Source organism: Halalkalibacter oceani, assembly GCF_023715605.1.
Taxonomy (GTDB): domain Bacteria; phylum Bacillota; class Bacilli; order Bacillales; family Bacillaceae_D; genus Halalkalibacter; species Halalkalibacter oceani.
Window position 1 is genome coordinate 1 of sequence record NZ_JAMBOL010000030.1, and the last position, 24,946, is coordinate 24,946.

The window sequence follows — 24,946 nt, forward strand, 5'->3', positions numbered from 1 at the left end:
GCCTCGGACTTCCTTCAGATTCTAGGTCACCCTAGACACCCTTGTCGTTGGCTAACAGTTACAGTGACCTTCACTGCTCGGGACTTGAACCCTATAGCCCATGCACATGCCGGGCACACCAAAAAAAACGTCAAGGTCGCCATCACAGGCCCTTCACGTTTTTTATTAACTATTCCTTTGTCCTAGCTGATCATCTTCCGCTGACAAATCCCCATCATTTCTTCCAGAAAGTCCTTACCGAGCGGCGTCCATGGAATTTCGATTCCTTTGCCCGGAGCAACGGCCTTTCCCCGATACTCTTTATTTTCATTTGCGGCAATGTAAATGTCCCAGCTCCATCTGTCCATTTTCAAGACAGATTTCCCTTTTTCCACTTGATCGATTTCCGCTAAATAATAATTTTGCACCTTATACTCATTTTTTCTTTTCATCATCATCTCTCCTTTGCTGATAGAAGTGAATCCTTTACGTTTCCGTTTATGTAATTATTAGAATAATACAAAAACAGAACCTTCACAGCTTTTTTGTCAGATGATCTAACGGGAATTTGTCTCGAATCTGCTTTTGCCGAGGTGGCAGCAGGAAAACGACTTTCAACTCTGAACGTAACAAAAGAGGGAAGGCAAGCCTATCCTCTTTAAAAGTGAGACACCATTCTTTTCATCCTTTTACGTATTTATCACAATTCTCTTGGTAAAAAACTTACGTCCTGTCTTTATAACTAATCGCTTCCAAATACAGCCCTTGCGCTTCGGCCATCAGGCCCGGATAGCGTTGTTTGGCCTGCAAAATCGCTGTCACATCATCTACGTCTTTTTTGCCCAGGCCGACTTCAATCAGCAGACCGACCATTTTCCGCACCATATTATGGAGAAAGCCGTTGCCGCGGATTCGGATATCAACGAGGCCGGCCGTCTCTTCCATTTCAAGCGCGTAAATATGGCGTACCATTGATTTCTTCTTTGATTTGGCATTTGAAAAGGCTGTGAAATCATGCTCTCCTAAAAAAGCCTGGCAGGCTTGGCGCATGAGCGGCAAATCCAGCTTCTGCTCAACATGCATGCTGTATTTGCGCATAAAAGGATGCGGATGTTCTTCATTCCATATCCGGTACAAATACGTTTTGTCTTTGACATGATAGCGCGCGTGGAAGCGCTCCGGCACAGTCTCGACGCGAGACACGCTTATATCCTGCGGTAAATATTTATTTACATACGCTTTGATTTCCGCCTCAGTGTGGTGATCAAGTTTGACATTCGCAATTTGCTTAAGAGCATGGACGCCCGCGTCAGTGCGGCTCGCTCCGATGATCTCAATCTCGCTACCGCTCATCCTCGATAACACTTCTTCAAGCTTTCCCTGAATTGTCGCCTCCCCTTTTCCGAGTCTTTGCCAGCCCTTGTAGCGGCTGCCGTCATACTGGACAGTCAGTTTAAAATTAGCCATGTTCGTCTCCTTCTTATGATTGTGCTTCCACTTATATCATACCTTTCTCAGCAGCACAACAGCAAAGGGCCTGTGCCAAAAGGTTGTTTTACCTTTGACACAGACCCTTTTACTCTTATTCCAGTCCTGCTAATACTCGATACAAGAACGTCGCAAATTCTGCGCGTGTCACGGTATCCTTTGGACGATAGACCGTTTCATTTGTCAGACCGTGCTGAGCAAGAATCACAATGTCATCCTTGTGAACACCCGCTGCCTGATCGCTATCGGAAAGATTTACCGTTTCACCTGTATTCTCAAGATCAAAAGCCCGTACAAGAATCGATGCCATTTGTTCCCGAGTTAATGGGTCGTTTGCTGCAAAACGGCCATTTGACTTCCCGTTCATAACCCCGGCATTTTCCACAGCCCAGGCGACCCGAGCATAATAATCATCGACATTCAAATCAGTAAACGGCACTTCCGTTAACGTTGGAGGGCTCTCCAGCTGCAGAGCTGTTGTCAGCAGACCGGATCCCTGGCCACGGGATAATGCCTGGCTTGGCTTAAATGTTCCATCCGCATGCCCACTAATGATTCCTTGCTGATAAAGAGCTTCAACCGCTTCGTTAGCCCAGTGACCCGCAGGCACATCAGGGAATCGAGCTTCTCCCGGAGCAGCTTCTTCACTGGCTTCTGCAGCAAATAAGCTGTTTGCCAGTAAACGGAAGCTGTGACCTGTATGGGCACGATACGTTAAATCATTCGCAAATAACGTAAAAGGCTGCTCTTCATATGTTGTTGTAAAGGCCAGCGTTTCGCCTTGCGCTCCTTCATGTCCAGGCCACCAGCCGGCAATAAAGAATTCGGAATCATCCGCAACGCGGGCAAGAAGCTCGCTACCCTGCGGTACTGCTGTAATCCATGAGCCTGTCGTTACATACAGCTGCTCCTCTGCGTCATAACCAGCTGTATAAGGGTGAGACGTCACATCCGCAAGAACAAGTCCTTCATGGGATAGCTCGGTAGTCGCAAAATCAAAGCCTTCAAGCAGGTTTGCTTCCTTGACTGCATTCAAAGAACGACCGCCAATTCCTACATAAGCTTTGCCGTTGATCGTATCAGGTGTCATTGCTCCTGCGTCATCGACGACAACATCTGCTTCGTCCAGCTCAACAACCGGGAACCCAAGCTGTTCAACAACAAATTTGCTTTGCGCCGAACCAATTACAGCAACCTTAGGCTGCTCCAGCTCCCGTGTTTCGACCGTTTCTTCCACCGGTTCTACCACAAGCGTGTAATCATTGACGTAGCTTAGTAAATCGCTTGTTTGAACGAGGAAATCACCAGCGTATTCCCCACTCGTTACTTGCTCGACTGTTCTGCCGGCTGCAAGCAAGTCGTTCACCAGTTTTACAGCGTCATTATTCGAGTTTTCAATAAAGTAATGGGAAACCGTAGACTGAATCACGGTACCCGGCTTTTCGATTGATTCTACAGCTTGTGCTGCACCGGCAAAGGCATTTTCTTCACGAACTTCAATGCTGTCAAAGCCGCGCAGTGCCGGGAAGTTTACGACAATCGCATCATACATTGCTTCCCAGTCGGAAATATCCTCACCTGGATAAAGCATCGCATTGGCAAAGCCGCGCTTCGCCTGTTTCATCGGCACGACATATGTACCCGCCGGATACGTAACGCCGTTCACACTGACTTCCTCTGTTGTTTCTTCTACTTTGATTCCATTTCTTAGAAGATATTCAACCATATTCGTCGCTTCTAATACATTCTTTTGCAGCTGCTCATCAACAGGAATTACATAATATTCCGGGAAGAAGTTCTCATGTTCCCCGCGAATACGTCCAATCTCTTCTCCTGCCTGATTGACAAACCATGGATCGACGGCGCGGTTATCCTCGCCATCAACTCCGCGTTTGAACAAAGTAAGCTGATCTTTGAATAAATCATCTTTATTTTTCAATACATAATCAGTTGCACCAAGTCCGACATGGACAGCAGCGTACAATGAATCCTGGCTTAAATCCGGCACTTCTACCGTATGCCCAAGAGAACCATGCAGCATTGTAAAAATAGCCGTATACGCCGGAGTCATATCATCCCAGCCATTTTCATAGTCAAAAAGCGGAATGAGGTAGGAGTCAATATCGGAATTGGCTACTCCGGCACGTCCCATCGCATGCGCCTGCTCAACCATATTATCAACGAGTAAATCATACTCAAAGTTTGGATTATGCGGCGGAGTGGCCGGCTCAATTAAAAATCCTTTCACATATCCGTGAATATCAATAAAGGAAAGCGGCGTCCATTTCGCAATTTCCTCGTTTACTGCAATAGTCTCAACCTGAGTTTGATAAGCATTATCCCGATTCAAATCAAAACCATTGGCGTTTGCTCTCGTGTTTGCTACACGCCCATCCGGATTATGAGTAAAGTTGAACAAAATAATAAGGTGATCAAGCACGTCATCGACATTTAACGTAACTGTGTGTTCTGCTCCGTTCTCATCTGTCGTCTGAAACGTCACTTCATCCTCCAGCGCAAGCTTATTCAGCAATTCGATTTGCGCGTCGATCCCTTCCACTTCGTCCGGGTGAATATTATTAAACCAAATCGGAATTTGATAATCTCCCATCGTGCCATTCTCTAATTTTTCTAAAATCTCAGCCGGATTTTCTAATGCAGTCGGCAATGTTTCATCTAAATACTTCTCTACTGCCTGCTCATCTCTTGCCAGCACGACAAAATGAATATCGCGTCCTTCCGCACTTTCGCCAAGCTTCTTGTACTCTAAATAGCGATCACGATCCGCTTCAGCAAATACCTGATCGATCGCCGGCTTGATTTCTTCATACGTCCGGAATTCATCATAAACATTCAGCTTCATTTCAGCCGACGCAACTTGATCCGTTGCCGGGTCATGAAGCGTTAAAGCGTATTCCCCGATCAGCTCAGGATAAAGAACACGAATGTTTCTTGGTGATAAATCCGTTGTTCCATAAGGAAGACCGAATTCGATCTCTGCTTCAATTGTCGTAGAATCTCCGACATAGGCAGGCTCCCGAACGACTGTTATGTAGGCATCGCCCGAATAATCACCGGCATCACTATCCCACTGCTTCCAGTCAGATAAAGCTTTTCCGCCAAATGACCATTCCAATCCGTCCAGGTCAATACGTTCCCCGAAATCAACCTGAACCTCTATCGTTCTTTCTTCCGTTATTGCTAAGAGAGATTGGCTAACGTCAAGCTCAACGGATCCCTCTACTTGTGCACTCTCTGTACTACCAGCAGCCTGTATCGCTTCAGCTGGAAGGATGACCGTCAAGGCAATCAGCATCGCCATCCACAGTGTGAGTAATTTTTTCATCTGTCATCTCCTCCTCTTCGTTTCTCTATCATTTTATGAAAATAAAATGATAGAGAAAACTATACCATAAAATTTCGCCAACAAAAATATTAATCATGCAAAATGGCGAATTTTCATTCATTTCTTTCTTATAATTTCCTAAAAACCTTCAAATTTCTTCTCGCAGACTATTAGACTATTATGGTAGATTCATGTCGAAAAACAAAAAAGAAGCAGAACTTTTGTCTAAAAATCATTAAATTTCAACATTTCTCTTGCCAAGCCCGAAATTTGTTATAAAATAAAGAAAATGGTTATTGTAAATATTCTGAAAAATAGACAATAACCGCAATTCTTGTTGAAGTTTATCTCTTTTTTGGATATAACTAAATCATACTATCTCTACTAGGTTGTCGTGTGCTTCTATTCGATTTCACAACACTCCCTTAGTACTTAGCTTAAAGGAGAAATGAAAGATGCACCCTCTATTAACGTTCTGTATTTCAATACTTGAATGGTTTGCGTTATTAACATTTCCATTTGTCTTTATCGGCTACCGTTATCGACAATATGTGAAAAAGATCATCGTTCTCTCAGTCATAATGAGCATCATCTCATTATTGTTACATTATACCAATTTACATCTCACCATCGTCATTGCCCTGCAAATGATTCTTATCTTTTTGATAGCCAAGCCGTTGTTTAAAATGTCTAGCCTCGAGACCTTACTATTAACCGGAATGGGCTATGGATTTTATACATTTGTTCACATCGTTGTAATTGAATTGGATTTATTACTTTTATCTAATTCTATCGTTTATTCTGAAGTTTTAATTTCTAATAAAATTTATGCCCTGCAGCTCACTTCATTTTTTATTGTCATTGCCCTTTCTTTACTAATATATTTTTTTAAATATCATTTAACTGAACTGTTCGTCCATCTTAAATTGAACGAACTAAATAAAAAAGGAAAAATTATTATTTATTTAAATTCCTTTTTAACCTACTTCTTTATTTGTTTAGCTTCATTCGTTATGGTGACGAATGAACTGCGATTCAGATATGCTTTTATTTTATTAAGTATTGTTGTGTTGTTTATGATATTTGCTGTTTATTTAATTTTGCATAATCAGTTTCAAAAGAAGCGACTCATTGAAGCCAAAAAGTTTTACTTCGATCAAGAAGAACAAGTATCTGTTTATATTGAAAACATTCAAAAGGACTTACGAAGCTCATATAAAGTAATGCAAAAATTATTTGAAAATAATTCTTATGAATTAAGCAAAGAATACTTCAATCAACATATTTTACCTAAAAGCAAAAAACACCAAAATCTTGAAATAGAGACGGCTATCCGCAAAAAAGATGAACTTCTTTACGTCTTTTTAATTAATAAGCGTAAGCTTGCTAATTTACTCGGTGTTTCAATATCAACAACCATTGATCTAACAGACCATGTACCGATTACCCTACCTCACATTCAGTTTTTAAGCAATATAATCGACGACCTACTTTTCGCACTTTATGAAACAACTCACTATCAGGATAAACAAATTCATTTTAAACTCACTTCTACAAAAAATCATGTTATTTATGAGATTGCCAGCAACTTAGACTTTGATAAAAGCAATAGTCACAGCAAAATTTATGATGCTATCATTGGTTTCAAGAAAAATAAAGCAGTTATAGAATCAACGTTTAATCCGCTGATGCTATCCATTAGCTGTGAAAAGCTTATGTAAAACAAGGAGGAGCAAATGATTGAGCATTGGGCCACTCTCGCAGCATCTAAAATTAAAAACATGAATCCTGAAGAAACAGCACCTCATGATGTCCTAGTATTCGGATTTACAATTTTAATTAATTTATTTATTACCTTTTCTTTGATATTACTTGCCGGCTTTTTATTCGGAAAGACATGGCTTGCCTTTCAAGTTGCCTTATCATTTATGGTAATAAGAATTTTAACTGGTGGTGCTCATTTAGATCGTTCGTTAGCTTGCTCAATCAACAGCCTTTGCCTTGTTGTACTCTTTTTATGGCTACCTATTACAAATGCATTAATTTTAGTTTATGCAGCAGTTGCATTTCTTCTGATCATCCGTTTTGCTCCGTATTATGAACCTCATCAGATGAAGCATTCTGCGGAGTGGGAAGCCAAAAAGAAAAAGGCAGCTTTAGCTTGTATTGTGTTATTTCCCGTCCTTTTCTTTACGCTGCAAACCCCCGGCTTTGTCACTGGGGCCTTACTTCAGGCTTTACTGCTGACCCCTTTTGGGATTTCAGCGACTCATAAATTAAATACGTTTACTAATAAAGGAGGTGATTATCTTGAAAAAAGAACTAGCTAAGTACATCTCTAAAGCAACAACTGTTTGTTCTTCTGCATTTGTGCAAGCATCAAGTCCTTTTTCTCACGCTCCGAAGATTCCAGAAAGCTTGAAAAAGCAAAAGTAATGGAAAACAAAAAAGCTGTCCAAGGTCGTAAAGACCACGGACGGCTTTTTTGCTTTTTATCGTGAAAAGCGTCCCCTTTGACGAAGCAGCTCGCGGTGCAAAAGTGGATCTTTTTCAAAAGGCGCGCGGCCGTGTAACCAAAATAGATTGTTGAGCATCACTAAATCCCCAACTGGCAACGTTAATTCGATGACGCTTTGATCGTTCTCCATGGAAGCGGACAAGTCTTTTAAATACTCGGCCTGTTCAATTGTTTCTGAGTGAACAAATTGGTCGATAAAACAGATGCATGGCTTATTTTGCTGTTGGAAAAATGTCGTCCGTTTGATCTCCTGGCTGACATTTTTACTTGGCGGCGCTTTATAGGTGAATTCATGAGAAGCCAATGGATGGCTTGCGAAGTGTTCAAGCTCCTGCCAGTCATCGAGATGAAGCAGTCTTGATTCACCTCCGCGTGCGTGTTCTTCCTGCATCTTCATCATTAGCAGCCAATCCGTCGGTTCATCGACAAAGGTGCCGTCTGTATGCAATGTAAACAAACGATAGGCCTGCCTTAAATAGGAATCACTCTCGTCAGTATCCTTGACAGAGAAGCGGGCATAGAATTTATTTGACATTGCGTCATGGTTGGGCAACCCGGCAAGATGAGCCAGTGCTGTGGAAAAAATAACAAACTCATCTAAATCAGCGCTTTCTCCTTGTACGCCAATGGTAAATCCTCCTGTCTGACGATCATGAAGAATGCTTCTAACCACATCCTGGAGATCAGTCCCTGCTTCCTGCAAAAGATAACCGGCTACCATATGTCGTTCATAAGGTGTATATTCCAGCCGCTGCACCGAAATGTTCTTTCTTCGTACTTGCTCAAAAAAACGCGCAACAACGCCCGGCTTCATTTCAATATGGAACAATCGCTTACTTTGCGGGTGAACCTGCACCTCATATCCCTTTCCAGTTACCAGCTTTTCTTTTTGCTCCATCAGACTCATCACGTTTCTTCCCCTTTCTCATGTTAAAATCGCTCTTAAACGAATTCAACAAAAAAAGCCAGGCATTATGTAAGGAACATAATACACTGGCTATCATTTACATCATTGCCCTACGGGAATAGGGTCACTGTAAATCATTCAGTCATTATTTTGTTTTCGTTTAAAATAGCGGTTTTCAGACCATACTTACGATTTGCATATGGAAGGTACACAAAGGTAAGTATTTATCTTTATTCATAATTTATCAATTTTCTTAAAAATTGTCAATATTCTCATTTTAATATTTTCTTATCGAGCTTCCCAACCGCTGTATAAGGAAGCTGCTCGATGATTTCCACTTCTTTTGGTATTTGGTGTTTAGCCACTTTTGCGCGGAGCCAGACCATCAGTTTTTCTTGATCCAGGCTTTTTTTCCTTTCCGGTTGTACAAATGCTTTTAATCGCTGTCCAAACAGCGCGTCGTCTATTCCGATGACTGCCACATCCTTGACGAGCGGGTGCTGCATGAGAACCTGCTCCAGCTCAACAGGATACACATTGATTCCGGCTGAAACGATCATTTCATCTGTCCGCCCACATAAAAAATAAAACCCTTTCGGATCACGATAGCCGATATCTCCTGTTTCGATCCACACTTCATTTCCGGTTTTCTGTGACCAGCTCTGTTTCACACAAAACTGCCCCGGCTCGCCCTCTGTCACGGGCTTACCGGCAGGATTGACGATTTTGAAGCGCCCGCCGACCGGTTTTCCGATCGTTTGCGGATTAGCCATTAAGTCAGCCGGCGTGGCGATCGTATTAAGTCCTGCCTCCGAGGTACCATATAGGTTATACAAAACTGGTCCCAGTTTTTGCAGAGCCTCTTTTGCCAGCTCTGCATGGAGCCTCGCTCCTCCTGAGACGATACAAGCCAAGGATTGCAGAGAAGCCGCGTCTTCCTCAAGCATCTTTTGCAGCATTAACGGAACGACAGTGATCACCTCGACGTGATGCTGACGAATCAGATTGCAAGCTTGCTTCGTTTGGAAGGATTCTCTAATGAATATCGTCTTTCCGAGTATGATTCCCATAAACAAAACGGCGACTCCATATCCATGATAAAGCGGAGTAGCAATATAGGTTCGATCATAGCGATGCAGCTTCACTTTCGTCAGGAGCGCTAAAAAAGGCTGTACATAATTGAACAATGAGGGCTGATGGCCTGCTTCCTTCGGCGTTCCTGTTGTTCCCCCCGTTAACAGCACCACTTTCCCCATCACCGTTTTCGTTCGCCTTCGCTTGTTTTCCGTTTTCGTTTTCAAAAACTGCTCGATTGATGGAAGATGGGTGTGCTCGTAGCTTAGCACTATCTTGTCAGAGGAAGACATGACGCTCCAGTTCTTATCAGCGATAAGCAGGTCGAAGTTTTTCTGCTTCAATAGCTCTTTTAGCTGGTTCACACTCATGTCCGGATTGAGCAAATAGACAGCGGCCCCTGCCGAGGTAAGCGAAAAGATCGCCCTTACAAGCGAAGCATGGCTTTTGCAAATGAGGCCGACCCGCTGAGCAGGCCCAAGCTGATACTGCTCCTGCCAAATGGCAGTAAGCTGTTCGATTTCAACTGCTAATTGCTTGTAGCTGATTTTTCCTCTGGCGTCGCATAGAGCAGTCTTGTCCCCATACATGTCGGCATTCACCCGCAGGAGCGCAAGTATATTCATTCCGTCTTTGCGCAGCGCAAAGAACAATCTCATTAACCTTGGCGGGGAAAACAACTTCATCATGACAAGGACACGAAGAAACGTCCATAGTCTCACCTTGTCCCCCTCCTTTTCGCAAGCCGCGCACGAAACAACGACTCTATCAATGGCCGGAGGATGCTAGCAATTGGCTCGCCGACAGTGATCCACCATGGCCTGAATCGTTTTTGTTTCGTATAGATCGCGCGGGCAATCAATCTGGCAACATGTTCCGGAGCCATCGCCGGCATCTTTTCATACTGGGGAGTCGGGAGGATCATCGGCGTCCGGACTAACGGCAAATAAAAAGAAGTCGTATTGATGCCCATTGCTTTCAGCTCCGGCTCCGCTGAGCGGAACCATGTGTCAAAGGCGGTCTTCGACGCTTGATAGGCCGCCCAGTCAGGAACAGGAATAAATAAAACATTGATCGTCGACATATGGATGATATGCCCTTGATTTTTTTCGAGCAATGGAATAACCGACAACAGCAATCGGACAGGAGCAAAATAATTAATCGCCATCGTCCGCGTGAAATCATGATAGCGCTCCAACGAATCCTCAATCGAGCGCCTGATCGATTTCCCAGCATTGCTAACAACAATATCCAGCCCATCGGGAAGCTGGTGCAGGTAGTGAAGCAAGCCGCTCATCTCCTCCTCCTTACGCAGATCGGCGGCATACACACTGACCTTTGCCGACCGCTGCTGCAAAGCGTCCTGCATCTCGATCAGCTTCTCCTTCCTTCTCGCCACTAAAATCAGATGAGTGCACATTTCCGCTAACAGATAGGCTGTTTGCTCACCAATACCCGAGCTTGCCCCGGTAATAAGAACGGTTTTCCCATTCAGCTCTCGTTTAAGCTTTTTCTCATTTACGTAAGGTTCAGGGAATAATAAAGTTTCAATGACGTTAATATTCATCTACCTTCCTTGCAGTTTCCGTTTTTTCCAGTATACGTCTAAACATTCTGAAACGGCAATATTGAATCAAATTTATGGTATAATTGGTTCGCTTATTTTCATTTCTTTTAAAACAGAGCGATGAGAAAATAGCGTTCTGCCTCGTTTGTTAAGAAAGGTGTGTATCTTTTGCTTCATAATCCTACTGGAAAAGAACGAATCGCTTTAGTCCTCCTGCTCAGCATGCTCGGGATTCTCGGTCCGCTGAATATCGATATGTATTTGCCGGCCTTCCCGGAAATTTCTGCTGATTTAGGAGCCAGCGCCTCGCTTGTACAGCTTAGCTTAACTGCTTGTCTTATCGGGCTTGCACTCGGTCAAGTCATTATCGGACCGATCAGTGACAGTCAGGGCCGGAGAAAGCCGTTAATTCTTTCGATTTTCTTATTTGCCATCTCTTCTTTTCTCTGTGCCGTCGCTCCAAACATTCTCACTTTAGTGATCGCCCGCTTTTTGCAAGGGTTAACTGCTTCAGCGGGAATTGTTCTTTCCCGGGCTGTCGTCCGCGACGTTTTCACCGGAAGAGAGCTGACAAAGTTTTTTGCTTTGCTCATGGTGATTAATGCTGTTGCTCCCTTAGCCGCGCCAATTGCCGGTGGCATTATTCTCCTGTTTCCCTTTGCAAGCTGGCATACGATTTTTATCTTCTTAGGCTTGTTAGGTCTTTTTATTACGATCACCATCTCCTTCAAGCTGCCTGAGACGCTGGCGGTTGAAAAACGAATGCCGGGCTCTGTTGTCCATTCGATCCAAACGATTGGCAGCCTGCTAAAAGACCGCTCTTTTATTGGCTATGCCTTAACCGTCGGCTTCGTTCACGGCGGAAGCTTTGCGTATGTCTCCGGAACACCGTTTGTCTATCAAGGAATCTATGGGGTCTCGCCGCAAGTCTTCAGTGTTTTATTTGGGATTAATGGTCTCGCTTTGATTATGGGGAGTTTTATTATCGGCCGTTTTGGCGGCATTATTGCGGAGAGACGTCTGCTTCGTGCGGCTGTGCTGATTGCAGTTGGCGCTACCACTGTTCTACTCGTTATGACGATCATTCACGGCCCGCTTGCTCTAATCGTCATTCCGATATTTGTTTATATGACGTCAATGGGAATGGTGCTGACAAGTTCATTTACTTTGGCGATGGAACACCAAGGTCATCGCGCCGGCAGTGCAAGCGCCCTGCTTGGAATGCTGCCGTTAGTTATTGGCGCGATTGTCTCTCCATTAGTCGGGATGAACGAGACTACAGCTGTGCCAATGGGGACGATTCTTTTTACAACCTCGCTAATCGGAGCGGCCGCCTTTTTTCTTCTAACGAAAAAAGCGAGAGAGGATGTCCCGCAAGCCTAGCTTGGGGATATCTTCTTTCCTAATTATAGCCCGATGAACCGACGGTTACTTTGCTAACAATCTTGCTACTTTTAATCCAAGCTGCAAATAAAACTTATCTTCCGTCCGAAATACATCATATTCAGTCAATTCCTTAATCTTTTTCAGCCGATATTTAATTGTATTGACATGAATATAGAGCAATTCAGCCGTATCTTTTAAGCTGCAGTCATGTTCAAAGTACACCTTCAAAGTTTCTACTAAATTCGCCCCACTGTTTTCATCGTAGGTGACCAGTTTCTTGATGGTATCATGATAAACTGTTGTCAGTTCTTCATTTGATTCCAGCTGCGAAAGCATGCGGTATATCCCCAAGTCATCAAAGTGCAGCACAGTTCTCCGTCCAAAAATTTCTTTTCCGATCTCAATCGTCTTAATTGCATCTTTATAGCCGATGCTAATACCGCAAAAGCCGGAATGAAACCGTCCAATTCCTGAGGTGAAAGTAACTTCAGGTACCTGTCTTTTTAATTCTACAATAATATTTGTAATAAACTTCTTAGTAGCTTGAATCATATCTTTTTTGTTCTCTGCAAGATGGATGTGTTTCTTAGCCGGCTTTAAGATAATGAAATAATTACTTGTCATCCCGACGATCGCAGAAGACATTTTAATTCTCATTAAATTCTCCATAATCCTGAGAATTTTCAGCTTATATTCCTGAATAAACAATTCATTATGATCGAGGCGTTTGACGACTCGCATAAAATGATCAATCGCCAGGATAATCACTTCATAGCTCTCGTTAAAGTTCCAATTGTAAAATTTCCCTTTCTCTATCGCCTCTTCCATTTTAATATTGCCAGAAACGATTTCCCGTAAAAATTCATTACGATACTTTTGCTCTACTTCAATCTTTGTTTTCACTTTTAAAAATTCCAGAGCGATTAAAGGAATAACTCGCTCAAGTAAAATGAGTTGAAAGCTCGTTAACTCACTCTCCGTTTCCCAGCATGTCAGAAAACCATTAATCTCCTGATTTAAAATTAGCGGCGCAACAATACAGTTTACTTTCTTGCCATTCAACTCCCGCTTCGTTTTAATTGGCCTTCTTGCTTTTAAAAACTCGTTGCGCTGCTCTCTTGAAAAAGAGACTATAAGGTCGTCATGATTATATTTGATAAAGGGAATCTCTGATTCTAACGTGACATGATTCGTCATGATTTTTTTTAATGTATCGAGAATAATGTCGAGGCTTTCTCCGTTAAACGCAAGCTCACTAACCCATTTATAGTAGTCTTCAACCTGTTCACTTCTCGGAGAATTGTTCGTTAAAATTCCCGCCATCAATGGCGTCATAATATCTAAATAGGAGACTTCATTTTTAATTTCTATGATTGGAAACTGATAAGCATTGGCTTGCTCCAAAATAATAGCAGGAATTCCTTCTTCAAGGGCATGATACGTTTTGATCGCCAAACCGGCACAGTTTTTCTCAATGAGCTGAGGTACAAGCTGCTCCAGTGCTTCAGGATCATCCTTAACGGAAAAAAGGGATGATAACAAGAAATCATTTCCCTTCAGCCACCGTATCGTATCCGGTACTTCCATCACGGCCACATGTTGAACAATCCGCTCTGCTCCCTCATGTCCTGCGGCAATTTTGCAATGCCGCAAACCGCCAATATGCATCGCCTGTTCAATCGTAATCCCCATCTTGAATTCTTCCTCCTCCACCCAGTCCCCTTCACTTCTTTGCAACCACTGTGTCGATAAGCTATTGTCTACATCAAACTGATTCAATGTTCCCGGCACGGCATGATTCACGCTATCATCAATTGTTGTTTCTTTCCCTTCTCTGTCTATTAGCACATTCATCCCTCTATTTGATGTCCATATCGACAAATACAGCAGGTGATTTTGATTCATGTCGAATTTAAAGCTTGTATGATTGAAATTATCAAATATTTTGTTTTCATGCTATAAATCGGGTATATTTTCTCCCATAGAAAAAGACAAAAAAATAAGAAAGATTACACATTTATTTGTTTATAAAGACAAATAATTGATCCTATAGTTGTTCATTCCTCTATATTTTTTAGAAAAAGGACCCGGTTTTCCAAAGCGCTCTTTTCTTCCTTTCTGTCATTTTCTACAAAGCTTATGAATCTTTCTGACTTTCCAACGAACTATCCAATTCTTCCTCTCTTAATCTGCCAATTCACAAAATTTAATGTCTAATATATTAATTTTCTCTTGATTAGCGTCGAACTTCCATGTAAAATAGCGCATAAGAAAACAGAAAACTGTTTACAGTATACATTTAATCTTATCGAATTTTTAGAATATTCCATTCTTAATCTTGCCTTCTCAATCGTTTGTCGCTATAATAACGTTACAAATTCTTTTCAAATGTTACGTTAATATTACGCCATTTGAATGTGAGCGCAGATTATGGAGGATTTTCGCAAGCTAGCAGTCTTTTCATTTTAACTTCCTGAAGGGGGGCGACAATCGGTTTTCACTAGCAAACATTTCGTATTCGTTTTACTTTGTCAGCGTCTTTAATGTAAGCGCTGACATTAACAGATTAGTTTACTACTAGAAAAATGGGAGGTATTACTTTTATGAAGAAATTAATGATGCTTATGATGCTGCTTGTTTTATCTTTTGTACTAGTAGCATGTGGCGGTAGTGAAGAAGGTTCCGCCCCGGCTGAAGGCGGCGAAGGCGATACTCCTGCTGCCGAAGGTGAATCAGCCGGCAGCGGTGAATATGTTATGAAAATTGCTCATGCCGCGCCAGCCCAGGATGATAAAACTGAAAACTCTTTACAAGAGTTTAAGAAACGTGTCGAGGAAGCAACTGATGGACGTATCACTGTTGAAACATACCCTGCCAGTCAGCTCGGCGGCGAACGTGAAATTCTTGAAGGGACGCAATTAGGTTCGATTGAAGCGCATTCGATCTCGACCGGTCCATATCCTGGCGTATTTCCGGAAATTATGGTCCTCTCAATCCCTTATTTGTTTGTTAATAAAGATGTTGCCTACGAAGTACTAGATGGTCCGTTTGGCGAGAAGATGAAGGAATTGTTACTTGAAAAAACCGGTCTTCGTTTACTAGCATGGGGAGAAAATGGAGTTCGTCATTTCACGAATAACACCAATCCAATTCGGACGCCTGAAGATATGAAAGGAATTTCCTTCCGTACGATGGAAAATCCGGCTCACATGGCTATGGTTGAAGCTTTAGGGGGAAGTGCTACTCCAATTGCTTATGGCGAACTTTATTCCGCCCTTCAACAAGGCGTAGTTGACGGACAAGAAAACCCAGTTACGAACATTGCCAGCATGCGTTTTTATGAAGTACAAACCTATGCAACACTTGATGGTCATGTCTATGATCCGCATCTGTTCGCTGTAAACAATGCATGGTTTGAATCGCTTCCTGAAGATCTGCAAACGATTCTCGAAGATGAAGCAGCCGCCTGGTCTGAGTACAATCGCCAAATGAGCACAGAGCAGGATGATGGTGCGATCGAAACAATGCTCGAATCCGGAATGGAAATCATTGAGCTTTCTCCAGAAGAACTGGTACCATTCCAGGAAGCTACCCAATCTGTCCATGATTTGATTAAGGCTGAAGCCGGTGATGAAATCTACAACGACATCATGGCAGCTGTTGAAGAAGCTGAAGCAGCCGTCTTAAATTAAACCGATTCTCGAGCGAAATGAGCATTGAATGAAGCCAAAGCCCCTTCAAGAGCAATCCTGCCTTGAAGGGGGGCTTTCATTTCATCATGTATTCCACTCATGATTGAAACGCCATTATTTATCTAATATTTTAGATTTTTCTTGCTTTTTTGTTTTCGATGAAGCTACAATAAACGAAAATACGATTGTTCGATTGCCGCCTTTACATGCTACATCTTATCCAAGCCTGTCAATGGTCAGACCATCACTCCATAGCTGTTAGGCAACAAATAAAATGTCAGCGCTTACATAAATGCTCTTATTTTATTCTTTTTGGAGGTGATCATCCAAGGCTTGACTCATTCCTGTTAGAGGCGTGTCACCCTTTTAAAACCGACCATTTGCGTAATCAACGTTTACTTAAGGAGGGTTATCATGAAAATAAAAAAGGCAATTGATAAGTTTGACGCGATTATGGAATCCGTTGAAAGCTATCTCGTTTTTCTTTTGCTGTTTGCGATGCTGTTTTTTGTCTTTATCGGGGTTATCTTCCGCTATGGCTTCGGCTTCACCTTAAGCTGGGGCGAGGAACTTCCTCGTTATATTATGATTTGGGCGACCTTTATCGGGGCAAGCCTCGGTGTTAAAAAAGGCTCCCACATTAGCGTGGATGCCCTTGAAGCATTTTTGCCACTTGCCGCCAAACGTGTCGTAGTTGTCATTAGCTATGTTATTTCGTTAGCATTTTGCATTGTGATATTAGCAATTGGAGTTCCTTTTATCGGGAGCCTGGCAGATTCCGGCCAATTATCTCCAGCTTTGCGCATCCCGATGTATTTTGCTTATCTGGCCGTTCTGATTGGTATTGGAATGATGGCCATCCGTTATCTTTTATTACTTATTTTTGAGCTGTTTTATCCACAGTCATCGGAATTCAGCGTTCAAAATCAAAACAAAGAAGATCCGCTATCAGGGAGAGGAGGTTTTGTAGAATGAGTCTCGTACTGGCGATTACCTTAATTATTTTCCTGTTGCTCAGCGTACCTTTAGCGATTTCCATTGCCTTTTCGGGTATTCTTGCCATCTTATATGCCGGTGATTTGCCAACCTTCGTCGGCGTACAGCGATTGTTTACAGGGCTGGACTCCTTTCCCCTAATGGCGATACCTTTCTTCTTATTGGCTGGTAAAATTATGGAAAAGGGTGGAATTTCCCGCCGCCTGATCGATCTGGCCGCAAGTGTCGTCGGCTCGACAACCGGTGGTCTGGCGATGATCGCCATCCTTGCTTGTATGTTCTTTGCCGCTATTTCAGGTTCAGCGCCGGCGACTGTAGTTGCCATCGGTAGTATCATGGTCCCTGCTATGCTGCGGGCCGGCTATGACAAAGGCTTTACCATCGCCTTAATGGCCGTAGCGGGGACAATCGGTGTCATGATCCCGCCAAGTATTCCGTTTATTCTGTACGGAATTGCCGCCAGCACAAGTATTGGCGACCTCTTTATCGCCGGAATTCTTCCCGGGATTCTTGTTGGGGTATCCTTAATGGTCTATTCCTATTTTATCGCCAAAGCCCGCGGCTACAAAGGCGGGGAACCGACATCCCTCAAACGCTTCCTAACGAGCTTAAAAAGCTCAATCTGGGGGATCCTCATGCCGGTTATTATTCTCGGCGGTATTTACAGCGGAGCTTTTACCCCTACGGAATCGGGAGCGATTGCGTGCGTATACGGCTTGATTATTTCCTATTTCGTTTACCGCGATGCAAAGCTTTCTGATTTAAAGCCAATTTTTGTTGAATCGGGCGCCACATCCGCAATGGTTTTACTTATCGTCGGGGCGGCTAATATCATGAGCTGGATTTTATCAACTGAACAAATTCCAATGCTCATCTCCGGCGTTATTTCCGACTTTGCATCAAGCTCCGTCATCCTGATGCTTGTCATTAACCTGCTACTGCTTTTTGTCGGTACATTCCTGGAGCTGGGCGCAGCGATTATTATTCTTGTCCCTATCTTACTGCCGCTTTTAGGTCAGTTTGATATTAACCTCGTCCACTTCGGCGTCATGATGGTTGTCAACTTGGCAATCGGACTGCTTACCCCGCCGCTTGGTGTAAATCTGTTCGTTGCCAAGAGTTTAAGTGATCTGTCCTTTAATCATGTAGTCAGGGCCGTTATACCGTTTTTAGCAGTCGTCATTCTAAACCTTTTCATGATCGCCTATATTCCACAAATTTCCCTGCTTCTTCTTGGGGATTAAAACCAACTAAAACTGCTTCTGGGACGGATCAAAAGGATTACCAACCTTTTGATCCGTCCCTTTTCCTGCCCTCACTAAAGCTGGCCCCTTCCAGTCCAACCCTTGCAAAAACCTCCCTACAACATTCGGACTTTTTATTGCTTATCATAAGCGTATAATACTAACCAAGAAGAGTTATTCTTCGTCATTCTACCGGGTGAATGCTTGCAAAAAATGTTGAATCCCTTCTTTTGCTTACGAAAGGAGAGCGCGCTCAGATGATTCTTGATCAACGCTGCATTGCCATCATGACAAAAATTGTTCATGCCGCGTCCCCCGTCTCTCCGCAGGAGCTGATGGAGGAACTACATGTTTCCAAACGGACGATCTATTACGATATCGAAAAAATCAATGATTGGCTTGAGCAGGCGAACCTGCCTCAGCTCGATTATGTGCGGTCTGCCGGCTTTTATATTAGCGAAAAAGAAAGTGCGCTGATTAAAAAAAAGCTCGCCACCTTTGATAAAAAAACAAACTATGAATTTTCACCAAAAGAAAGAGCGGCCTGGATCGCGATTTTGATTTTGACCCGAGATGCTAAAATCTACTTGCACGATCTTATGGAAACGCTTCATGTGAGCAGGAGCACGTTACTTGCTGACCTGAAGCAGCTGAAGGAACAGCTTGGCCACTTTCAAGTTGAATTACATTTTCACAAATCATCCGGCTATTATATGGTTGGTGAAGAACAGGCCAAGCGGAAAATGCTCATTAGCTATTTGTCCCACCTTCTAACGAATAAGAGCTGGGATGCCCTTTTAACGGAAATTCAGTTAATCGGTCAACAGCAGCCGGCGTCAGATGCCTTCCACAGCGCCGAGCTTGATGTCATTTATCACATTTTACATGAGTATGAGCCGTTGACAGGGGTGCGCTATACCGATGAAGTCATGCAGGCATTGAGCGCCCACCTCCTGTTGCTCATCAAGCGCTTTTCCAGAGGCAGATATATTCAAATGGATCCGGTGGAAAAGGATGTTATTAAACGGACAAAGGAATATCAGGCCGCCTCGCAGATTTGCCAGCAACTCGAAACCGTCTTCGATTTAAACGTTCCTGAAGATGAAATTCACTATATTGCCACGTTTCTGCTCGGCGCAAAAATTAGCGACTATCAGCTGGTTGATGTCGAGAATCAGGACACAGCCAACCTGAAGCATATCGTGACATTAATGGTTGATGATTTTCAAAAGTTTGCCTGTGTCTTCTTTCAAAACCGGGAAGAGCTGGAGCGGAATTTATTTATCCATTTAAAACCGGCCTACTTCAGGATCAAGTATGGTATCGGTATCGACAACCCGCTCTCTTCTTCAATGCAGCACTCCTACCCTGATCTGTTTGTCCTGACAAAAAAAGTAGTTCATCACTTTGAACATGTTCTTGGCAAACCGATCTCAGACGATGAAGTTGCCTATATTGCGATGCACTTTGGCGGCTGGATCAATAAAGAAGGCGTGAAAGTGGAGAGCAGGAAAAAAGCGGTTGTCGTCTGCTCAAGCGGGATCGGTACTTCGCGGATTTTACAAAAACAGCTGGAGGACCTGCTGCCTACCGTTGATGTTGTCAACGCCCTTACGGCGCGCGAATATGAAAACGCGAACCTTTCAGGCATCGATTTTGTGTTTTCAACAACGCCGGTATCCGAAAAAGGCGTAGCGGTGTTTGTCGTCAATCCGATTTTAAGTCATGCGGAGAAAGCGTCCTTGCTGAAGCAGTTCCAGGCGGGAGAGACCGTTCCGGGACAGATAAATCCCGAAGCCCTTTTGAGCATTGTTGAGAAACACGCTCATATTACTGATGGAGACAAACTTCTGCAAGAGCTAAAGACCTTTTTACAAAACAACAAGGAAATGAAAAATGAGGTGGATCAAAGGCCGATGCTAAATGAAATACTCACCAAAGATAAAATCCAATTTGCCGAATCGGCAAACAGCTGGCAGGAGGCTTTGCAAATGGCCGCCGCGCCGCTGCTGGCCGACCAGTCAATCAGCCAGGGATATATTGATACGATGATTGAAAATGTTCATCAAATGGGGCCTTATATTGTGATCGCTCCGGGGATTGCTCTCCCTCATGCCCGTCCTGAAGCCGGCGTCAATAAGCTTGGCATGAGCTTCCTGCAATTACGTCAGAGCTGCTCTTTTTCAGAGAAGGCGGAGCATCAAGTATCATTGCTGTTTGTCCTGGCGGCGATCGACAATGATACTCATTTGACAGCTTTATCGCAATTATCAAAGATGCTGTCGGACCGCGACAACATCGAGAAGCTGCAAACGGCTCAGTCGGCCGACGAAGTTTTACCGATTATTAATCAATACTCACATATATAAGGAGGAAGAAAAGATGAAAAAGATTTTAGTTGTTTGCGGAAACGGATTAGGAAGCAGCTTTATTGTCGAAATGAATGTCAAAAATGTATTAAGTGAGTTAGGTGTCGAAGCAGAGGTGTCTCATACTGATCTGACAACAGCCAAATCAGAACAGGCCGATCTTTACCTCGGCTCCAAGGACTTGATTTCTAATTTGGATGATGGGACGAGAACGATCATCGGTTTAACGAACATCCTTGATCAGGAAGAATTAAAAGCCGCGCTGCAATCTCATCTGTAAGTTCCGCGAAAGGCTGAAGAGGAGTGGGATTCTCCTCTTCAGACAAAACCGGATGAAAATAAAAAAACAAATAAAAATGGCATTAATAAGGGAGGGTTTAGAGTGTTTGATCTTATAATGAATGATATATTAGGTACGCCCGCGATCCTGGTCGGTTTATTCGCCCTGTTAGGTCTTTTATTGCAAAAGAAGGCGATTGCGGATGTCATTTCCGGAACGTTAAAAACCGTCATGGGCTTTTTAATCCTTAATGGAGGCGCCACCATATTAGTCGGATCACTTGACATTTTCGGGCAGATGTTTGAAAAAGCGTTCCACATCCAGGGAGTCATCCCGAATAATGAAGCGATTGTCGCGATTGCCCAGCAAACCTTCGGCAGGGAAACAGCAATGATCATGCTGTTTGGGATGCTGATGAACATCGTCATCGCCCGCTTTACACCATTTAAATATATTTTCCTGACTGGTCATCATACATTATTTATGGCTTGCTTAATTTCAGCGGTGTTTGCGACTGGCGGAGTCACCGGTTTGCCGCTTATCATTATCGGCTCCATTATCCTTGGTCTGTTAATGGTGTTCCTGCCTGCTATGATTCAGCCGTATGTGAGAGAAATCACAGGTAATGACAACATCGCCGTCGGTCATTTCGGCTCATTCGGCTATTTCACCGCGGGCTTTATCGGCAAAAGAATCGGAGACAAAGCGAAATCAACAGAGGATATTAAAGTACCGAAATCACTCGGTTTCCTGCGTGACACTTCCGTGGCGATGTCGCTGACGATGGCGATCCTGTTTTTAATCGTCGCTCCAATCGCCGGAAAAGGCTATATCGAGACCGAATTAAGTGACGGGGTTAACTTCCTTGTCTTCTCTCTTATTCAGGCGATCACCTTTGCCGCCGGGGTCTATGTTGTCCTCGCCGGGGTGCGGATGCTGATTGCTGAAATTGTCCCGGCGTTTAAAGGGATTGCTGACAAAGTCGTCAAAGACGCGAAACCGGCTCTCGATTGTCCAGCCGTCTTCCCGTTCGCACCAAATGCGGTTATTATCGGCTTCCTGTTCAGCTTCCTTGCCGGCTTGATTTCGATGTTTTTGCTGCCGCTGTTCGGCCTTAAAATCATCGTACCCGGCCTGATTCCTCACTTCTTCACCGGCGCGGCTGCCGGGGTTTTCGGGAATGCGACCGGCGGAAGACGCGGCGCGATGATCGGTGCGTTTGCCAACGGCCTGCTGATCTCCTTCTTACCAGCGCTTCTCCTGCCGGTTCTCGGATCGCTCGGCTTTGAAGGCACAACCTTCGGCGACTCGGATTTCGGGATTGTCGGGATTCTCTTGAGCTTCCTGATTCAGCTCTTTTCTTAAGAAAAACGCATAGCGTTCTTTCTTAGAAGCTGCGCGCGAAGCCAACGCTCTTCCGCGAATATAAAAAACGCTGTTTCCCTGTGAGGGGAGCAGCGTTTTTTTCATATGCCAAGCCGTTCTAAAAGCTTATTCACGCTCTCCTTCATAAACTGTCAGCTTCTCTTCGATTTCCGTCCGCGCTCTTGCTTTCGGAATTTCATTGAAATACCCGAGATGCAAAAAGCCGGCAATTTTTTCTCCGGGCTGTACCCCTAATAGCTGCCGAACCTTCGGGTCATAAATATGAGGGTTCGTTTTCCAGACAACGCCGAGCTGACGTTCCCAGGCAAGCAGCTGAAAGTTCTGAATCAGGGCGCCGATCGCGCCGAAATTTTCGTCCCATTGCTTTTGTCTTGGATCTTCCTCCATGATGACGATTAAAAAAGCCGCCGGACTGCTGAAATAAGCCCGTCTGTTTTCTTGCATCTCAGCCGGAAATGTTTTCACCAGCTTTTCCACAAACTCCGCCTTCTCCTCTGTCGGCACATAAATGAAGCGCCACGGCTCCCGTAATCCATGATTTGGCGCCCAAACAGCATCACGTAAAAGCTCCTTAACAAGCTCTGTCGGCACGGCTTGATCTGTGTATCCATTTTTGATCGAACGTCGTTCGCGAATCAGTTTCGCTAAATCGGTACTCATTCTCAAACCACCTTATTAATTAATATAATGATAATCATTATCACTCAACTATTTCATTTTAATTGATTCTATTTTCATTGTCCACGTCTTATCCCTTTTTTCTTTATAGATAAAAAAAGTCCCATCCAGACTGGCAAAAAAAAAGCTGCCTTCACCAGTCCTATGAACCGGTAAAGACAGCCTCCAATTTATTGATAGACACTTCCGCTCGACCGCTTAAACTCCTCGGCCTTTTCCTTCATCCCTTGCTCAATCGCTTCTTTCGTATCAAGCTTGTTCTCCTTCGCATATTCGCGAATGTCCTGAGAGATCCGCATGCTGCAAAATTTCGGCCCGCACATCGAGCAGAAATGAGCTGTCTTCGCCCCTTCGGCAGGCAAGGTTTCATCATGAAACTCCAGCGCTCGTTCGGGATCAAGTGCCAAATGAAATTGATCGCGCCAGCGGAATTCAAAGCGGGCTTTTGATAGCGCGTCATCCCTTTTCTGTGCCCCCGGATGGCCCTTCGCCAAGTCCGCGGCATGGGCAGCAATCTTATAGGTGATGACCCCTTCGCGGACGTCATCGCGATTCGGCAGGCCGAGATGCTCCTTTGGCGTTACATAGCAAAGCATCGCTGTACCATACCAGCCAATCATCGCCGCGCCAATTGCCGATGTAATATGGTCATAGCCCGGCGCGATGTCGGTTGTCAGCGGGCCAAGCGTGTAAAAAGGCGCCTCCTGACAGACTTCCAGCTGCTTCTCCATATTTTCTTTTATTAAATGCATCGGCACATGCCCCGGTCCTTCGACCATCACTTGAACATCGTGCTCCCAGGCGATTTTCGTTAATTCTCCCAACGTTTCTAATTCAGCAAACTGCGCCTCATCATTTGCATCGGCGATCGACCCCGGACGCAAGCCGTCTCCCAATGAGAACGCAATGTCATAGGTCTTCATAATCTCGCAGATTTCTTCAAAATGAGTATACAGGAAATTCTCCTGATGATGGTAGAGGCACCATTGGGCCATGATTGAACCTCCGCGCGAGACGATTCCCGTTAAGCGCTTCGCTGTCAACGGGACGTAGCGTAAAAGGACGCCAGCATGAATCGTGAAATAATCGACTCCCTGCTCCGCCTGCTCGATCAATGTATCGCGGTATACCTCCCATGTGAGATCTTCAGCGATTCCTTTCACTTTTTCCAGCGCCTGATAAATCGGCACTGTCCCGACCGGAACCGCCGAGTTGCGAATGATCCATTCCCGGGTCGTATGAATGTTTTTTCCTGTAGAAAGATCCATTATCGTATCGGCCCCCCAACGGGTCGCCCAGGTCATTTTTTCAACCTCTTGCTCAATCGAAGAAGAAACAGCGGAGTTGCCGATATTCGCGTTAATTTTCACATGAAAGTTTCGTCCGATGATCATCGGCTCCGTTTCGGGGTGGTTGATATTAGCTGGGATAATCGCCCTCCCCCTTGCCACTTCCTCCCGGACAAATTCCGGCTTCAGATTCTCCCTGATCGCGATAAACTCCATCTCAGGTGTAATGATTCCCTTTTTCGCGTAGTGCAGCTGGGTGACATTTTGTCCTTTTTTCGCGCGTAACGGCTTCCGCTTTAAACCTGGAAAGACGCGGTGATTCGCTCTTGGATCATCCTTGTCCTGATAGCCGTTATCCTCCGGCTTGATTTCACGCCCTTCATATTCCTCCACATCGCCACGCTCTTCAATCCACCCTCGTCTAATCGCCGGAAGCCCCTTTTCCATATTCACTGTATAATCTGGATCGGTATACGGCCCACTCGTATCATAAACACGGAGAGGAGGGTTCTCTTCTTCCCCAAAGCTGCCCGTTGTCGGACTCAGTTCAATCTCCCTCATCGGTACGTTAAGATCGGGCCTGGAGCCATTGACATACACCTTCTTACTCCCGGCAAAGCTGGACATAATGGACATGTTTTTTTCGTTTAATGAAGATGTCGACATAAAAAAAATCTCTCCTTTACATTTTAAGTGTGAAAGGACGAGATCTGGCACAACGGCGTGAAGGCTGTGCATTGCCTTCTT

The 24,946-nt window shown here is 44.2% G+C and carries 19 protein-coding genes; 10 read left to right on the forward strand and 9 right to left on the reverse strand.

What is annotated here, in order from left to right:
• Window positions 1-182: 182 nt before the first annotated feature.
• From M3202_RS19100 to M3202_RS19110, 3 genes are all read right to left on the reverse strand, one after another.
• Window positions 183-431 (reverse strand): hypothetical protein, encoded by a 249-nt coding sequence (locus tag M3202_RS19100; protein WP_251224832.1) that lies wholly within the window; start codon window positions 429-431, stop codon window positions 183-185.
• Between the two features lie 271 nt (window positions 432-702).
• Complete coding sequence (gene truA / locus M3202_RS19105; RefSeq protein WP_251224833.1) at window positions 703-1,446, reverse strand: tRNA pseudouridine(38-40) synthase TruA; 744 nt, start codon at window positions 1,444-1,446, stop codon at window positions 703-705.
• A 115-nt stretch (window positions 1,447-1,561) separates the two neighbouring features.
• Entirely contained in the window at window positions 1,562-4,813 is a 3,252-nt protein-coding gene (locus tag M3202_RS19110; RefSeq protein ID WP_251224834.1) for a M14 family metallopeptidase, read from the reverse strand.
• A gap of 455 nt (window positions 4,814-5,268) precedes the next feature.
• Here M3202_RS19110 and M3202_RS19115 point away from each other — a divergent pair, with 455 nt between their 5' ends.
• Genes M3202_RS19115 through M3202_RS19125 form a run of 3 tightly spaced genes read left to right on the forward strand, consistent with a single transcriptional unit; the run spans window position 5,269 to window position 7,249 of the window.
• Window positions 5,269-6,534, forward strand: a complete 1,266-nt coding sequence (locus M3202_RS19115; RefSeq protein WP_251224835.1) for a hypothetical protein — start codon at window positions 5,269-5,271, stop codon at window positions 6,532-6,534.
• 15 nt (window positions 6,535-6,549) lie between these two features.
• The gene (locus M3202_RS19120) at window positions 6,550-7,143 is read left to right on the forward strand and encodes an accessory gene regulator ArgB-like protein (protein ID WP_251224836.1); all 594 of its coding nucleotides are present in this window, start codon (window positions 6,550-6,552) and stop codon (window positions 7,141-7,143) included.
• Window positions 7,124-7,249, forward strand: coding sequence for an AgrD family cyclic lactone autoinducer peptide (locus tag M3202_RS19125; protein WP_251194513.1), 126 nt, complete (start codon window positions 7,124-7,126; stop codon window positions 7,247-7,249). The genes M3202_RS19120 and M3202_RS19125 overlap by 20 nt, the downstream gene beginning before the upstream one ends.
• Before the next feature lie 56 nt (window positions 7,250-7,305).
• Here the strand turns inward: M3202_RS19125 and glaH are convergent, their stop codons facing one another.
• The 3 genes from glaH to M3202_RS19140 all read right to left on the reverse strand — a co-directional run bounded on the left by glaH (window position 7,306) and on the right by M3202_RS19140 (window position 10,879).
• Entirely contained in the window at window positions 7,306-8,238 is a 933-nt protein-coding gene (glaH, locus tag M3202_RS19130; protein ID WP_251224837.1) for a glutarate dioxygenase GlaH, read from the reverse strand.
• Between the two features lie 272 nt (window positions 8,239-8,510).
• Window positions 8,511-10,034, reverse strand: a complete 1,524-nt coding sequence (locus M3202_RS19135; protein WP_251224838.1) for an AMP-binding protein — start codon at window positions 10,032-10,034, stop codon at window positions 8,511-8,513.
• A complete protein-coding gene (locus tag M3202_RS19140) occupies window positions 10,031-10,879 on the reverse strand; it encodes an SDR family NAD(P)-dependent oxidoreductase (protein ID WP_251224839.1) in 849 nt (282 codons plus the stop codon). Before M3202_RS19140 ends, M3202_RS19135 begins: the two co-directional genes overlap by 4 nt.
• A 168-nt stretch (window positions 10,880-11,047) precedes the next feature.
• Here M3202_RS19140 and M3202_RS19145 point away from each other — a divergent pair, with 168 nt between their 5' ends.
• Window positions 11,048-12,262 (forward strand): Bcr/CflA family efflux MFS transporter, encoded by a 1,215-nt coding sequence (locus M3202_RS19145; RefSeq protein WP_251224840.1) that lies wholly within the window; start codon window positions 11,048-11,050, stop codon window positions 12,260-12,262.
• Between the two features lie 45 nt (window positions 12,263-12,307).
• Here M3202_RS19145 and M3202_RS19150 read toward each other — a convergent pair whose 3' ends face one another.
• Window positions 12,308-14,113, reverse strand: a complete 1,806-nt coding sequence (locus M3202_RS19150; protein ID WP_251224841.1) for a PucR family transcriptional regulator — start codon at window positions 14,111-14,113, stop codon at window positions 12,308-12,310.
• Window positions 14,114-14,868: 755 nt separating this feature from the next.
• Between M3202_RS19150 and M3202_RS19155 the strand changes: the two genes are divergently transcribed.
• From M3202_RS19155 to ulaA, 6 genes are all read left to right on the forward strand, one after another.
• Window positions 14,869-15,957, forward strand: coding sequence for a TRAP transporter substrate-binding protein (locus M3202_RS19155; protein WP_251224842.1), 1,089 nt, complete (start codon window positions 14,869-14,871; stop codon window positions 15,955-15,957).
• Between the two features lie 414 nt (window positions 15,958-16,371).
• On the forward strand, window positions 16,372-16,932 hold the full coding sequence (locus M3202_RS19160; protein WP_251224843.1) for a TRAP transporter small permease: 561 nt from the start codon (window positions 16,372-16,374) through the stop codon (window positions 16,930-16,932).
• Window positions 16,929-18,197 carry a TRAP transporter large permease gene (locus M3202_RS19165; RefSeq protein WP_251224844.1) on the forward strand — a complete coding sequence of 423 codons (1,269 nt, stop codon included), beginning with the start codon at window positions 16,929-16,931 and terminating at the stop codon, window positions 18,195-18,197. The genes M3202_RS19160 and M3202_RS19165 overlap by 4 nt, the downstream gene beginning before the upstream one ends.
• A 257-nt stretch (window positions 18,198-18,454) precedes the next feature.
• Complete coding sequence (locus M3202_RS19170; RefSeq protein ID WP_251224845.1) at window positions 18,455-20,566, forward strand: BglG family transcription antiterminator; 2,112 nt, start codon at window positions 18,455-18,457, stop codon at window positions 20,564-20,566.
• Window positions 20,567-20,579: 13 nt separating this feature from the next.
• Window positions 20,580-20,846 carry a PTS sugar transporter subunit IIB gene (locus tag M3202_RS19175; RefSeq protein WP_251194503.1) on the forward strand — a complete coding sequence of 89 codons (267 nt, stop codon included), beginning with the start codon at window positions 20,580-20,582 and terminating at the stop codon, window positions 20,844-20,846.
• A gap of 102 nt (window positions 20,847-20,948) precedes the next feature.
• A complete protein-coding gene (gene ulaA, locus M3202_RS19180; protein ID WP_251194502.1) occupies window positions 20,949-22,211 on the forward strand; it encodes a PTS ascorbate transporter subunit IIC in 1,263 nt (420 codons plus the stop codon).
• 126 nt (window positions 22,212-22,337) lie between these two features.
• On the opposite strand, the gene M3202_RS19185 is transcribed toward ulaA, so the two are convergent.
• Both M3202_RS19185 and thiC read right to left on the reverse strand, forming a co-directional pair.
• On the reverse strand, window positions 22,338-22,892 hold the full coding sequence (locus M3202_RS19185; protein ID WP_251224846.1) for a nitroreductase family protein: 555 nt from the start codon (window positions 22,890-22,892) through the stop codon (window positions 22,338-22,340).
• Window positions 22,893-23,080: 188 nt separating this feature from the next.
• Window positions 23,081-24,865, reverse strand: coding sequence for a phosphomethylpyrimidine synthase ThiC (gene thiC, locus M3202_RS19190; RefSeq protein WP_251224847.1), 1,785 nt, complete (start codon window positions 24,863-24,865; stop codon window positions 23,081-23,083).
• Between the last annotated feature and the right edge of the window lie 81 nt (window positions 24,866-24,946).